Origin of the sequence: Tranquillimonas rosea (genome assembly GCF_900111315.1) — a bacterium.
In the GTDB taxonomy this organism is placed as follows: Bacteria; Pseudomonadota; Alphaproteobacteria; order Rhodobacterales; family Rhodobacteraceae; genus Tranquillimonas; species Tranquillimonas rosea.
Genome location: NZ_FOGU01000004.1, coordinates 340137 through 353998 on the forward strand (window position 1 = coordinate 340137; position 13862 = coordinate 353998).

Below are 13862 nucleotides of genomic sequence, written 5' to 3' on the forward strand. Positions count from 1 at the left end.
ATGGCGCCGTCAGGCGCCAGAGGGGCAGCGCCCCTCCGCCCACCTGCGCACAATCGTCGCGGCCCCCCGTCCGATCTTGCACGGGCACACGCAGGAACATATCAAGAACGCATGGCCCCGATGTCCCTCGACAAGAAACTGGCGATCCTCTCCGACGCGGCGAAATACGACGCGTCCTGCGCCTCCTCTGGCACCACGCGACGGTCGTCGCGCGATGGCGCGGGGCTCGGCTCGACCGAAGGCAGCGGCGTCTGCCATGCCTACGCTCCCGACGGGCGGTGCATCAGCCTCCTCAAGATCCTGATGACCAATTTCTGCATCTACGACTGCGCCTATTGCGTGAACCGGGTCAGTTCCAACGTCCCCCGCGCCCGGTTCAGCGTCGACGAGGTCGTCCGCCTGACGCTCGAGTTCTATCGCCGCAATTATATCGAGGGATTGTTCCTGTCCTCCGGCATCATCCGCTCGCCGGACGCCACGATGGCCGACATGGCCCGCATCGCGCGCGAGCTGCGGGTCACCCACGGCTTCCGCGGCTACATCCATCTCAAGACGATTCCCGACGCCGCCCCCGAACTCATCGAAGAGGCGGGGCTCCACGCCGACCGCCTGTCGATCAACGTGGAGTTGCCCACCGATTCCAGCGTCCGGACCTACGCCCCGGAAAAGGATCCCGGCCGCATCCGCCGGGCGATGGCGGACGTGCGCCTGGCAAAGGAGGCCAGCACCGAGCGCTCCCATACCGGTCGTCGCCCGCCGCGCTTCGCCCCCGCCGGCCAGTCCACGCAGATGATCGTGGGCGCCGATGGCGCCACCGACGCCACGATCCTCGGCAACGCGACCAACCTCTACAGCGCCTATCACCTCAAGCGAGTCTACTATTCCGCCTTCTCGCCGATCCCCGATGCCACCGCCAAGCTGCCGCTGATCCGCCCGCCCCTCGCCCGCGAGCACCGGCTCTACCAGGCCGACTGGCTCCTGCGGTTCTACGGCTTCGGCCTGGACGAAATCACCGCCGCCCGCCCGGACGGCAACCTGGATCTCGAGCTCGACCCCAAGCTCGCCTGGGCGCTGGCCCATCGCGGACACTTCCCCCTCGACGTGAACCGCGCGGGCCGCGCCGAGCTTCTCCGGGTGCCCGGCTTCGGCACCCGGACGGTCAAGCGCATCCTCTCGACGCGGCGCCACCGGAGCTTGCGCTACGACGACCTGCTGCGGATGGGCGCCGCCATGGCCAGGGCCCGCGCCTTCGTCACCGCGCTCGACTGGACCCCGCGCGCCCTGACCGACAGCGCGGACCTGCGCGCCCGCTTCGCCCCGCCGCCCGAACAGCTGTCGCTCTTCTGATGCCGACAATCCCCCTGCCCCGCCACGGTACAGCCCGCGCCTGGCGGGACGCGGCCCGCCGCCTCGCTGCCGTCGGTATCCCGCCCGAGGACATCCTGTGGCAGCACGGCGACCACGCGCCCGACCTCTTCGCCGACGCGCCTGCCGCACCGCCGCCGGACGCAGCCCCGCTGACCGTCCCGCGCGCCTTCGTCACCCTCGCCGACACCGTGTGCTGGCACGCCGACCCGCAGCGGTTCGCGCGCCTCTACACCCTGCTCTGGCGCCTGCGCGCCACGCCCGGCCTGATCGCGGATGGCGGCGACCCCGAGGTGACCGCGCTCCGGCGCATGGAAAAGGCCGTCCGCCGGGACATGCACAAGATGAAGGCTTTCGTACGCTTCCGCGAGATCGGCGACCCGGACGGGCCGCGCCGCCGCTTCGCCGCCTGGTTCGAACCGACCCATCACGCCACCGAACCCGTCGCACCCTTCTTCGCCCGGCGCTTCGGCGACATGGACTGGATCATCGCCACGCCCCATTGCACCGCCCGTTTCGAGGACGGCACCCTGCGCATCACCGACGGACAGCCCCGTCCAAACCTGTCCGACGACGCGACCGAGGCGCTCTGGACCACCTATTTCCGCAGCATCTTCAACCCCGCGCGGCTCAAGATCCGGGCGATGACCTCCGAGATGCCGAAGAAATACTGGAAGAACCTCCCCGAGGCCGCCGCCATCCCCGACCTGGTCGCCGGCGCCCCGGCCCGCGCGCGCGAGATGCAGGCCGCCGCGCCGACCGCGCCACCCGCCCGCGCCGCGCGCCTGCAAACCACCCGGCAGCCCGACCCGCCCGCGCCAGACCGCCCCGACACACTCGCGGGCCTGAGCCACGCGCTCGACGCCTGCACCCGCTGCCCGCTCCATGCCTCCGCCACCCGCGCCGTGCCCGGCGAGGGCCCGGCCGACGCACCGCTGATGATCGTGGGAGAGCAGCCCGGTGACCGCGAGGATCTCGAAGGCCGCCCCTTCACCGGTCCCGCCGGCCGGCTCTTCGACCGGATCGCCGGCGCCGCGGGACTCGACCGTTCGACGGCCTACGTGACCAACGCCGTCAAGCACTTCAAATTCCAGGCGCGCGGCAAGCGCCGCATCCACCAGCGCCCCGACGCGGGCGAGGTGCAGGCCTGCCGATGGTGGCTCGAGCACGAGCGCGCCCTGCTCCGCCCGAAGCTCATCGTGGCGATGGGCGCCACGGCCGCCGCCGCGCTCACCGGCACGGGCCGCGACATCACCGCCCGTCGCGGCACCCTCGAACAGACCGCGGACGGCACCCCGGTCCTCCTGACCGTGCATCCCTCGTATCTGCTGCGCTGCCCCGAGGACCAGCACCCAACCGAAGAAGCTCGCTTCAGGGCCGACCTCGAAACGGCCCGCGCCCAGCTGGCCCATCTCGGCGCCTAGCCCGACCGGCCTTCTTCTGTCCTGAAATATCCCGGGGTCTGGGGCAGAGCCCCAGCCGGTCCGGCCGGCCCGTAGGGCGGGCCGGACACATCGCGTGCGCCGCAGGCGCTCCGCGTTCGCGCTCTGCCGTCAGGCGTTGAACAGGAAGTGGAGGACGTCGCCCTCCTTCACCTCGTAGGATTTCCCTTCCGAGCGCATCTTGCCCGCGTCCTTCGCCCCCTGCTCGCCGCCGAGCGTGACGAAATCGTCGTAGGCGATCGTCTCGGCGCGGATGAAGCCGCGCTCGAAATCGCCGTGAATCACACCGGCGGCCTGCGGCGCCAGCGTGCCCTCGGGAATCGTCCAGGCGCGGGCCTCCTTCGGGCCGACGGTGAAATAGGTCTGCAGGCCCAGAAGCGCGTAGCCCGCCTTGATCAGCCGGTCGAGCCCCGGCTCCTCCAGCCCCATTTCGTCCAGGAACAACTCGGCCTCGTCGGAATCGAGCTGCGAGATCTCCTCCTCGATCTGGGCCGAGATCACGATGGTGCCCGCGCCCTGCGTCTCGGCCATCTCGCGGACGGCCTCGGTCTGGGCGTTGCCGGTCGCGGCCTCGCCCTCGCCGACATTGCAGACATAGAGGATCGGCTTGGAGGTCATCAGCTGCAGCATGCGCCAGGCCTTGGCGTCATCCTCGGTCACCTCGACCACGCGCGCCGGCTTGCCGGCTTCCAGCGCGACCTGCGCGTCCTTCAGCAGCCGCTTCTGCTGCACCGCCTCGGGGTCGCCGCCGCGCACCTTGCGGCCGATGTTCTGCAGGCGGCGCTCGATCGACTCCAGGTCGGCGAGCATCAGCTCGGTCTCGATGGTCTCGGCGTCGGCCACCGGATCGACGCGGCCGTCGACATGGGTGACGTCCTCGTTCTCGAAGCAGCGCAGCACGTGGGCGATGGCGTCGCATTCGCGGATGTTCGCCAGGAACTGGTTGCCCAACCCCTCACCCTTGCTCGCGCCCTTCACGAGGCCCGCAATGTCGACGAAGGTCATCCGTGTCGGGATGACCTGTTTCGACTTGGCGATCCCGGCCAGCGTGTCGAGCCGCGGGTCCGGAACGGCGACTTCGCCCACGTTCGGCTCGATCGTGCAGAAGGGAAAGTTCGCGGCCTGCGCCGCTGCGGTGCGGGTCAGCGCGTTGAACAGCGTCGACTTGCCCACGTTCGGCAGTCCGACGATCCCCATCTTGAAGCCCATGACGTCCCCTCTTTCAGATCCGCGCGGGGTCTATGCCCCGCGGGGCCCTTTGGCAAGGGTGCGCGTCCCTAGGGCTCGCGCCGGTCGGCATGGGTCTGGTAGATCAGGATCCATGCCAGCACGATGAACATCGGGTGGGTCAGCCCGCCCGAGATCAGGATTGCCGGGATCCAGATCAGGAAGACGATGATGGACGTGAAGATGCGACCCGTCAGCAGGATCGACAGCGGCGGCAGGAAAAGGGCAAGCACATAGTTCATGCAACGGGATATAGGGAGCGCTCCGGCGTTGCACATCCCCGCCCGGTGACGCATCACGGACGAAACGACCGAGGAGAGCGAGATGGGCCGCATCGAGGACCGCTTCGAGACTTTGAGGACCGAGGGCCGCAAGGCCTTCGTCTCGTACATCATGGCGGGCGACCCCGACTATGAAACTGCGCTGTCGGTGATGAAGGGCCTGCCCGAGGCGGGCGTCGACATCATCGAGCTGGGCCAGCCCTTCACCGACCCGATGGCCGACGGACCGACGATCCAGAAGGCCGGCCAGCGCGCGCTCGCCGCCGGTCAGACGCTGGAGCGCACGCTCGAGATGGTGCGCGAGTTCCGCAAGGGCGACGACGAGACGCCGATCGTGCTGATGGGCTACTACAACCCGATCTACTCGCGCGGGGTCGAGCGTTTCCTTTCGGATGCGCGCGATGCCGGGATCGACGGCCTGATCGTCGTCGACCTGCCGCCCGAGGAGGACGACGAACTCTGCATCCCCGCGCAGCGGGCGGGCATCGACTTCATCCGCCTGGCCACGCCGACGACCGACGACAAGCGCCTGCCGAAGGTGCTGCAGAACACGTCGGGCTTCGTCTACTACGTCTCGATCACCGGCATCACCGGCGCCGCCGCGGCCGAAGCGGAGGACGTCGCGCCGGAGGTCGCGCGGATCAAGGCGCAGACCGACCTGCCCGTGATTGTTGGCTTCGGCATCCGCACGCCCGACTCGAGCGCCGCCATCGCCGGGGTCGCGGACGGCTGCGTCGTCGGCAGTGCCATCGTCGCCGAGTTGGCGGCCGGCAAGCCGGTGGAAGAGGTGCTGGCCTTCGTCCGGGGTCTCGCCGACGGCGCCCACCGCGCCTGAGGCCCGCTTGCCGCCGCGGCGGCAGATTGGTTACATGACTTGACCAATTCGCAATAAACGAGACCTTTCATGCCCGTCATTACCGAGATCGAGGACCTTCGCCGCCTGTACAAGCGCCGGGTCCCGAAGATGTTCTACGACTACGCCGAGACGGGCAGCTGGTCCGAGACGACCTTTCGAGAGAACACCACCGATTTCGACCTGATCCGGTTCCGCCAGCGCGTCGCCGTCGACATGGCCGGACGCTCGACCCGCACCAAGATGATCGGCGAAGAGGTCGAGATGCCAGTCGGACTGGGCCCCGTCGGCCTGACCGGCATGCAGAGTGCGGACGGCGAGATCAAGGCCGCCCGCGCCGCCGAGCGCTTTGGCGTGCCCTTCGTGCTGTCCACCATGTCGATCTGCTCGATCGAGGACGTGGCCGCCCACACCACCCGTCCCTTCTGGTTCCAAGTCTACACGCTGAAGGACGACGACTTCATGCAGCGGCTGTTCGACCGGGCGCGCAAGGCCGGCTGCACCGCCATCGTGATCACCGTGGACCTTCAGGTTCAGGGCCAGCGGCACAAGGACATCAAGAACGGCATGTCCGCGCCGCCGAAACTGACGCCCTCGTCGATCGCCAACATGATGACCAAGGTGCCCTGGGGGCTTGAGATGCTGCAGACCAAGCGGCGCTTCTTCGGCAACATCGTGGGACATGCCTCGGGCGTCAGCGACCCCTCGTCGCTGTCGTCCTGGACGGCCGAGGCGTTCGATCCGTCCCTCGACTGGGAGCGGATCAAGCAGTTCAAGGAGATGTGGGGCGGCAAGGTCATCGTGAAGGGTATCATGGACCCCGAGGACGCCCGCCGCGCCGCCGATGCCGGTGTCGACGCGATCGTCGTGTCGAACCACGGCGGACGGCAGCTCGACCACGCGCTCAGCTCGATCCGAGCGCTGCCCGAGGTTGTGAAGGCCGTGGGCGATCGGCTGGAGGTGCATTTCGACGGCGGCATCCGCTCGGGACAGGACGTGCTCAAGGCGCTGGCGCTCGGCGCCCATGCCACGTGGAGCGGCCGGGCCTGGACCTACGGGCTGGGCGCGATGGGCGAAGCCGGCGTCACCAAGGCGCTCGAGATCCTGCGCCACGAGCTCGACGTCAGCATGGCGCTCTGCGGCCGACGCCACATCGAAGAGGTCGACCCCTCGATCCTGATGGTCGACGACGCCTTCTACAGCTACAAGCCCGCGCGCTGAGGCGCCTGCCCTCGGCCCGCCAGCGCAGGAGCCACACAGCATGACCAGCCCGCGAACGCAGTCAGACACGCGCAAGCCCCGCAAGGCCGCGGTCGACGACGACACGCTGTTCGAGCTGCGCTGGCGCCGGGCCGAGGCCGACCTGATGGAGCCGCTGACGCGGCTCTACGGCGAGGTCACCGACATCGCCGCGCTGAGGGACCGGCTGCGCGCGCTTCTCTGGGACAAGTGGGAGGACCGCCCCACCGACCTGCGCGCGCTGGACCTGTCGCGCGACCTGACCCCCGGCTGGTTCCTGAGCCAGGACATGGTGGGCTACGTCTTCTACATCGACCGCTTCGCCGGGACGCTGAAGGACGTGCCGGCGAAGATCCCCTATCTCAGGGATCTGGGCGTGACCTACGCCCACTTCATGCCGTGTCTCGAGCCGCGCCCCGGCGACAGCGACGGCGGCTACGCAGTGCGGGACTATCGCGCGATCAACCCCGCGCTCGGCACCATGGCGCAGTTCGAGACCGCCACGCGGGCCCTGCGCGAGGCCGGCATCTCGCCCTGCATCGACATGGTGCTGAACCACACCGCGAAAGAGCACGAATGGGCCCGCAAGGCGCGCGAGGGCGACCCGTTCTACCGCGGTTTCTACCGCATCTTCGAGACCGACACCCTGCCCCGCCAGTACGAGGAGACGCTGGTCGAGGTCTTTCCCAACCAGGCCCCCGGCAATTTCACCTACTATCCCGACATGGACCGCTGGGTCTGGACCACGTTCAACGAGTTCCAGTGGGACCTGAACTGGGAAAATCCCGAGGTCTTCCTCGCCATCCTCGACGTGATCCTCGACCTTGCCAACAAGGGCGCCGAGGTCATGCGCCTGGACGCCGTCGCCTTCATGTGGAAGCGGATCGGCACGGTCTGCCAGAACCTGCCCGAGGTGCACGACATCCTGCAGGCCATCGTGCAGGCCACCCGCGTCGCGGCGCCGGCGATGATCCACAAGGCCGAAGCGATCGTGGGGCCGACCGACCTTGTGCCCTATCTCGGCTCCGGCCGCCACGCGGGGCGCGAATCGAACCTCGCGTACCACAACAACCTGATGGTTCAGTTCTGGTCGTCCCTCGCGGCGCGGGACACGCGGCTGATGCAGCACGTGCTGGCGACGCACTTTCCGGCGGGCGTGAAGAACGCGACCTGGGCCACCTATATCCGCTGCCACGACGATATCGGCTGGGCCATCACCGAAGACGACACCGACGCCGTCGGCGGCATGACCGGCCCCGGCCATCGCCGCTTTCTCGCCGACTTCTACAACGGCTCCTTCCCCGGCAGCTTTGCCCGCGGGGCCGATTTCCAGGTCAACGAGGAAACTGGCGACCGGCGCACCAACGGGACCTTCGCTTCTCTCGCGGGGCTCGAGACGGCGCTCGAAAGCGGGGCGCCCCACCAGATCGACCTGGCCGTGAACCGGATCCTGATGGGGCACGCTCTGATCGCGTCCTTCGGGGGGATGCCGCTGATCTACATGGGCGACGAGCTGGGGCTGCTGAACGATCACGGCTACGAGGACGACCCCTTTCTCGTCGGCGACGGGCGCTGGATGCAGCGCCCGCCGATGGACTGGGCGCTGGCCCAGGCGGCTGAGACCGCGCACGAGCCCGCCGGGCGCATCCTGGCCGGGACGCGGCACATCATGGCCCGCCGCAAGGCGACCCCGCAGCTGGCCGGATCGGTGCCGACCCATGTCCTGCACCTGTCGAACCGGGCGCTGTTCGCCGTCCGCCGCCCCGCAGACGACCGGACGTTGACCGCAATCTTCAACTTTTCCGAGACGCCGCAGCCCCTGCCGTTCGAGGAACTGGGGCTGCACCCCCACGGTGCCTACGAGGATTGCCTGAGCCAAGAGATCGTGCCCGTGGCCGAGCCCGGCACCGCCCTGCCCGCCTATGGCCGGCTCTGGCTGCGGCCCACGACGCCCTGAGGGCGCCGCCCGCGCGGCGAAAGAGCCGATTGTCCCTTTCCAAGCGCGGGAATCTGATATATCCGCGCCCGCCTATGGGCAGACACCCTTGGAGGCTGCCCGTCATTTTCAAGGAGTAACCGACCATGGCTGGTGAGATTCCAGATATCCACGCCACGGCTCGCTCGGGGACAGGCAAGGGGGCCGCCCGTCAAGCACGCCGTGAAAACCTCGTTCCGGGCATCGTGTACGGCGGCGGCACCGACCCGCAGCCGATCAACCTGCCCTACAACGATCTGATCAAGCGCCTGAAGGCGGGCCGCTTCCTGTCGACCCTGTTCAACCTCAAGGTCGACGGCCAGGACGACGTGCGCGTCATCTGCCGCAACGTGCAGCGCGATGTCGTCCGCGACCTGCCCACGCATGTCGACTTCATGCGCCTGCGCCGCACCAGCCGTGTCAGCCTCTACATCCCCGTCGAGGTCGAGGGCGAAGAAGAAGCCCCCGGCATCAAGAAGGGCGGCGTGCTGACGATGGTCCGCCCCGAGGTCGAGCTGCGCTGCACCGCCGGCGACATCCCCGACAAGCTGGTGGCATCGGTGGCCCACATGCAGATCGGTGACACGCTGACCATCTCGCAAATCACCCTGCCGAGCGGCACGCGCCCAACGATCGACCGCGATTTCGTGATCGCGAACATCACCGCGCCCTCGGGTCTCGCCTCGCAGAAGGACGACGACGATGAGGACGGTGAAGAGGTCGCGCCCGACGAGGTGCCGACCCAGGAGATGTATCCCCCGGACGGCGAGCAGCACGAAGAGTGATCGCTGCCGCACTCAGGTGACGGAACATCGCGGGGCCCTCGGGCCCCGCTTTTCGTTTCAGGCGACCGACACGGCGCCGGTCCCACGCCGCTCAGGCCTCGAGCTTCTGCACGCTCTCGAAGATCTCGAGGTCCGGCGGCCCGAGATAGATATGCGAATGGTCGCCCGCCCCGCGATGGGCCGCGCGGAACGCCTCGGACTTGGTCCAGTCGCGAAACGCCTCCTCGCTCGTCCAGACGGTGTGCGAGGCATAGAGCCGGTGATCCTCGGCCTCGGGCCCCTTGAGAAGGTGGAAGGCCACGAAACCCGGCACCGATTTCAACTGGCTGTCGCGCGACGCCCAGACCTGCTCGAACTCTTCCTCGCAGCCCAGCCGCACCTTGAAGCGGTTCATCGTCAGATACATCCTGTTGCCCTCGCACAAGTTTGCAATCACACCCTGAGTGCGGCATCACGTTGCCGATCTCAAGCCGAAGGAGATGTCATGCGGCTATTCGTCGGTCTCGGCAATCCGGGCGGGAAATACGCCCGCAACCGGCACAACATCGGCTTCATGGCCGTGGACGCGATCGCCGACAGCCACGGCTTCGCGCCGTGGCGGGGCAAGTTCCAGGGCGAGCTGACAGAAGGCCGCCTGGGCGACGAGAAGGTGACGCTGCTGAAGCCGTCCACCTACATGAACCTGTCGGGGCAATCCGTCGGCGAGGCGATGCGCTTCTTCAAGCTGACGCCGGCGGACGTGGTCGTCTTTCACGACGAAATCGACCTCGCGCCCGGCAAGATCAAGTGCAAGACGGGCGGCGGTCACGCTGGTCACAACGGCCTGCGCTCGCTCCATTCCCATCTCGGGGCCGAGTATCACCGGGTGCGGATGGGCGTCGGACATCCCGGACACAAGGACGCGGTGTCGGGCTATGTGCTGCGCGATTTCGCCAAGGCCGACGAAGAGTGGCTGGACGACATGCTGCGCGGCGTGGCCGACGGCGCGCCCGAGCTCGCGCGGGGCGATACCGGCCGCTTCCTGAACGCCGTCGCGCAGCGGATGGCGCCCCCGCGCCCCTCGACCGGCACGAAGAAGCCCGCGGACTCCCCGAAGCCCGACGCTGCCGCGAAGCCCGATCCGGCAGCCAAGCCTGACCCACAACCGGAGCCAAAGGCAGAGGACGAGCGCACGCCGTTGCAGAAACTCGTGGACCGGTTCAAGTGACCGGGGTCCGCGCCGCCTTCGAGGAACAGGCGCGGGCGTGCGAGGAGCTGGGCTCTCCCTTCCATGGCCGTCTGCTGGCCCTCTGTGCCGCCCACCTGACGCCGGGCGGAGCGGTCGCCGACCGGGTACTGAACTGGCGCGGAGACCCATCCCACCGCGCCGACAGCGTCGCACTGCGCCTTGCCGGCGCGCTGCACGCGCTGAAGCTGTCCGGCCGGTCCGAACTGGTCGCCGTCTATCCCCCGTCGAACGTGGACGACGCGGCGCTGTGGCACGCGGTCGAGTCGACGATGGCGGACGAGGCGGATGTCATCCTCGCCTGGCTCGAAAGCCCGCCCCAGACGAACGAGGTGCGGCGCAGTGCAGCAGTGATCCCGGCCCTGCATCTCGTGGCGCAGCGGTTCGGACGACCGATCGAGATGTTCGAACTGGGCACGTCCGGTGGCCTGAACCTGCGCGCCGATCGCTATCGGCTGGACCTGCCCGGCGCGCAGTTCGGCCCTGCCGATGCGCGGACGATCCTGACCCCGGACTGGAGCGGTCCCTACCCGCCGGACGCCGCGCCGCACATCGTGCGGCGGGCGGGCGTCGACCTCAATCCGCTGGACCCGGCGTCGGACGCCGACCGCCTGCGCCTTCTGGCGTATCTCTGGCCCGACCAAGCGCACCGGTTGAAGCTGACCGAGGCCGCCATCGCCACGGCGGCAGAGCACCCCGCCGAGATCACGCGCGGCGACGCCGGGGCGTGGCTGGCGGACGTGCTGGACCGCTCCGCCGAAGGCCGCTGCCGCTTCGTCTTTCACACGATCGCCTGGCAGTACTTTCCCGAGGCCACCAAGGCCGCCTGCGCAGCGGCGCTGGACGCAGCCGGGGCGACCGCCAGCCGCGACAGCCCGATCGTCCGTTTCGGCATGGAGGCCGACGGCGGCCGGGGCGCCGCGATGACCCTCACCACATGGCCCGGCGAAGAGATCGTTTCGCTCGGCCGGGCCGATTTTCACGGGCGATGGATCGAGTGGACCGGTTGATCGCGGGCCGCCGTCCCCTAGCCTGTGAGACGAAGGGAGACCTGCCATGGAAAAGGACGCATCGCTGAACGTATTGGGCGAGGAACTCGCCCCCTGCTCGGACGAGCCCGTCACCGGCTTCTTCCGGGACGGCCACTGCAACACCTGCAGCGAGGATCGGGGCAGCCACACCGTCTGCGCGGTCATGACGGCCGAATTCCTCGCCTATTCCAAGTATCTCGGGAACGATCTCTCGACGCCGCGGCCCGAATTCCGCTTCCCCGGCCTGCGGCCCGGCGACCGCTGGTGCCTGTGCGCGGGGCGCTTCCTGCAGGCCCACCACGAGGGCGTGGCGCCGAACGTGCACCTGGAAGCCACCCATGCCCGCGCGGCCGAGGTCGTGCCAATGGACATCCTGCGCGACTACGCCGCAAGCGACGGCGCCGCGTCGGACGGCTGACCACGAAAAAGGGCGACCCGAACCGGGCCGCCCTGCATCTCTCAAGGACATCAAGGGCGGATCAATCCGCGCCGTTGTCCTCTTCCTCGAGGTTTTCCGACGGCGAGTCGGCCACGTTGGCGCCCGCGTCATCGTCGGTGTCGTCCCCGGCCACGTCGTCCGGCACTGCCGGATCGACCGTCGAATCGACATCCGATCCGCTCATGTCGCCCTGCGAGGCGGCGCCATCGTCCATCGGCTCGGTCGCCGTGCCGGTGCACTCGCCATCGATGACGGCGCCCTCGCAGTCTTCGGCGGAGGTCTCATGGGCCGAGGCCAGTTGCAGGCCGTCGATCTCCGCCGGGACGGTGGCGGTCGGGTTGTCGAGCGGCGCCGCGATCGCGGCAGTGCTGAACAGCGCGGCAGCGGATGCGATGGCAAAGGTACGGATCATGACTTCCTCCAGGTGAACACGCTTTACGGAAACGTGAACACAGACTGCGCGGCATCGTTCCTGAAAAAATCGGAACGGCACCGCGCAGGCCCCGCTCAGATCGCGTCGTCGTCCTCGTCTTCGAGAACGCCGGTCGGGTTGCTGGCCACGTCGGCACCCTGCTGAAGCTCGGCGTCGCTGGTCATCGGCGCAGGCTGCATCGTGTTCATGCCCTGGTCACAGGCGGCCAGGGCGGCAAGGGCTGCGAGGGCGATCGGAAGGCTGCGGGTCATCGGTTGCTCCTACAATTCGACTGAGTGTAGGGCAGGCAACCGTGCCGCAACGCAGAGAGTTCCCGGGGTGCGTCAGCCTGGCGCAGAGATGTCCACGCCAAGCGCCTCGGCGACGGTGAAGATGTCCTTGTCACCCCGGCCGCACATGTTCATGCAGATGATGTGGTCCGACGGCAGCTCGGGCGCGATCTTCATCACATGGGCCAGCGCGTGGCTCGGTTCGAGCGCAGGGATGATGCCCTCGGTCGCGCAGCAGAGCTTGAACGCCTCAAGCGCCTCGGCATCGGTGATCGAGACGTATTCGGCGCGCTTGCTCTCGTGCAGCCACGCATGTTCCGGTCCGATGCCCGGATAGTCGAGCCCCGCCGAGATCGAGAAGCCTTCGAGGATCTGGCCGTCGTCGTCCTGCAGCAGGTAGGTCCGGTTGCCGTGCAGCACGCCCGGCCGGCCGCCCGTCAACGAGGCGCAGTGCTCCATCTTCTCGTTCACGCCCTTGCCGCCGGCCTCGACGCCGATGATGCGCACCTCCTTGTCGTCGAGGAAGGGATAGAACAGGCCCATCGCGTTCGAGCCGCCCCCGATCGCGGCGATGATCGTGTCCGGCAGGCGCCCCTCGGCCTCGTGCATCTGCTCCTTGGCTTCCTTGCCGATGATCGACTGAAAGTCGCGCACCATCGCGGGATACGGATGCGGCCCGGCGACCGTGCCGATGCAGTAGAACGTGTCGCGCACATTCGTCACCCAGTCGCGCAGCGCGTCGTTCATCGCGTCCTTCAGCGTGCCGCGGCCGGAGGTGACGGGCACGACCTCGGCTCCGAGAAGCCGCATGCGGAAGACGTTGGGCTTTTGCCGTTCGACGTCATGCGCGCCCATGTAGATCACGCATTTCAGGCCGAACTTGGCACAGACGGTGGCCGTGGCGACGCCGTGCTGCCCTGCCCCGGTCTCGGCGATGATGCGGTCCTTGCCCATGCGGCGGGCCAGGATGATCTGTCCCAGCACGTTGTTGATCTTGTGCGCGCCGGTGTGGTTCAGTTCGTCGCGCTTCATGTAGATCTTGGCGCCGCCGAGTTCCTCGGTCAGGCGCGCACAGTGATAGAGAGGGCTCGGACGGCCGACATAGTGCGTCCAGAGATCGTGCATCTCGTCCCAGAAACTCTGGTCGGTCTTGGCGTACTCATAGCGCTCCTCGAGCTCGAGGATCAGCGGCATCAGTGTCTCAGAGACGAAGCGCCCGCCGAAATCGCCGAACCGCCCCTTTTCGTCGGGGCCGGTCATGAAACTGTTGAGAAGATCGTCCGCCATTGCCCTTGCCC

Annotated in this window: 15 protein-coding genes; 9 read left to right on the forward strand and 6 right to left on the reverse strand. The window is 68.3% G+C overall.

The features are described from left to right. Nucleotides 1–111: 111 nt before the first annotated feature. A complete protein-coding gene (locus BMZ25_RS08905; protein WP_092692224.1) occupies nt 112–1347 on the forward strand; it encodes a putative DNA modification/repair radical SAM protein in 1236 nt (411 codons plus the stop codon). Continuing rightward, nucleotides 1347–2789, forward strand: a complete 1443-nt coding sequence (locus BMZ25_RS08910; RefSeq protein WP_092692228.1) for a UdgX family uracil-DNA binding protein — start codon at nt 1347–1349, stop codon at nt 2787–2789. Before BMZ25_RS08905 ends, BMZ25_RS08910 begins: the two co-directional genes overlap by 1 nt. Nucleotides 2790–2918: 129 nt before the next feature. Here BMZ25_RS08910 and ychF read toward each other — a convergent pair whose 3' ends face one another. Together ychF and BMZ25_RS08920 are read right to left on the reverse strand one after the other, a co-directional pair. Continuing rightward, nucleotides 2919–4016 (reverse strand): redox-regulated ATPase YchF, encoded by a 1098-nt coding sequence (gene ychF, locus BMZ25_RS08915; protein ID WP_092692231.1) that lies wholly within the window; start codon nt 4014–4016, stop codon nt 2919–2921. Nucleotides 4017–4084: 68 nt separating this feature from the next. Beyond that, nucleotides 4085–4276 (reverse strand): hypothetical protein, encoded by a 192-nt coding sequence (locus BMZ25_RS08920; RefSeq protein ID WP_092692236.1) that lies wholly within the window; start codon nt 4274–4276, stop codon nt 4085–4087. An 82-nt stretch (nt 4277–4358) separates the two neighbouring features. Here BMZ25_RS08920 and trpA point away from each other — a divergent pair, with 82 nt between their 5' ends. The 4 genes from trpA (at nt 4359) to BMZ25_RS08940 (ending at nt 9167) form a co-directional block, all read left to right on the forward strand. Next, on the forward strand, nt 4359–5150 hold the full coding sequence (gene trpA / locus BMZ25_RS08925; protein ID WP_092692239.1) for a tryptophan synthase subunit alpha: 792 nt from the start codon (nt 4359–4361) through the stop codon (nt 5148–5150). Between the two features lie 69 nt (nt 5151–5219). After that, nucleotides 5220–6389: an alpha-hydroxy acid oxidase gene (locus tag BMZ25_RS08930; RefSeq protein ID WP_092692242.1), complete on the forward strand. Its 1170-nt coding sequence runs from the start codon at nt 5220–5222 to the stop codon at nt 6387–6389. Between the two features lie 40 nt (nt 6390–6429). After that, on the forward strand, nt 6430–8364 hold the full coding sequence (locus tag BMZ25_RS08935) for an amylosucrase (RefSeq protein ID WP_092692245.1): 1935 nt from the start codon (nt 6430–6432) through the stop codon (nt 8362–8364). 125 nt (nt 8365–8489) lie between these two features. Then, complete coding sequence (locus tag BMZ25_RS08940; protein ID WP_092692249.1) at nt 8490–9167, forward strand: 50S ribosomal protein L25/general stress protein Ctc; 678 nt, start codon at nt 8490–8492, stop codon at nt 9165–9167. Nucleotides 9168–9258: 91 nt separating this feature from the next. Here BMZ25_RS08940 and BMZ25_RS08945 read toward each other — a convergent pair whose 3' ends face one another. Beyond that, a complete protein-coding gene (locus tag BMZ25_RS08945; RefSeq protein WP_092692253.1) occupies nt 9259–9573 on the reverse strand; it encodes a heme-degrading protein HmuQ in 315 nt (104 codons plus the stop codon). A 78-nt stretch (nt 9574–9651) separates the two neighbouring features. Here BMZ25_RS08945 and pth point away from each other — a divergent pair, with 78 nt between their 5' ends. The 3 genes from pth to BMZ25_RS08960 are packed head-to-tail and all read left to right on the forward strand — an operon-like array spanning nt 9652 to nt 11841. Next, on the forward strand, nt 9652–10374 hold the full coding sequence (gene pth / locus BMZ25_RS08950) for an aminoacyl-tRNA hydrolase (protein ID WP_092692258.1): 723 nt from the start codon (nt 9652–9654) through the stop codon (nt 10372–10374). Then, complete coding sequence (locus BMZ25_RS08955; protein ID WP_092692262.1) at nt 10371–11402, forward strand: DUF2332 domain-containing protein; 1032 nt, start codon at nt 10371–10373, stop codon at nt 11400–11402. The genes pth and BMZ25_RS08955 overlap by 4 nt, the downstream gene beginning before the upstream one ends. Before the next feature lie 46 nt (nt 11403–11448). Beyond that, nucleotides 11449–11841 carry a DUF2237 family protein gene (locus BMZ25_RS08960; protein ID WP_092692265.1) on the forward strand — a complete coding sequence of 131 codons (393 nt, stop codon included), beginning with the start codon at nt 11449–11451 and terminating at the stop codon, nt 11839–11841. A gap of 61 nt (nt 11842–11902) precedes the next feature. Here the strand turns inward: BMZ25_RS08960 and BMZ25_RS20815 are convergent, their stop codons facing one another. From BMZ25_RS20815 to trpB, 3 genes are all read right to left on the reverse strand, one after another. Further along, nucleotides 11903–12274, reverse strand: a complete 372-nt coding sequence (locus tag BMZ25_RS20815; protein WP_092692267.1) for a hypothetical protein — start codon at nt 12272–12274, stop codon at nt 11903–11905. Nucleotides 12275–12369: 95 nt separating this feature from the next. Further along, complete coding sequence (locus tag BMZ25_RS20820; RefSeq protein WP_177190426.1) at nt 12370–12546, reverse strand: hypothetical protein; 177 nt, start codon at nt 12544–12546, stop codon at nt 12370–12372. Between the two features lie 72 nt (nt 12547–12618). Then, nucleotides 12619–13851 (reverse strand): tryptophan synthase subunit beta, encoded by a 1233-nt coding sequence (trpB, locus tag BMZ25_RS08970; protein WP_092692270.1) that lies wholly within the window; start codon nt 13849–13851, stop codon nt 12619–12621. Between the last annotated feature and the right edge of the window lie 11 nt (nt 13852–13862).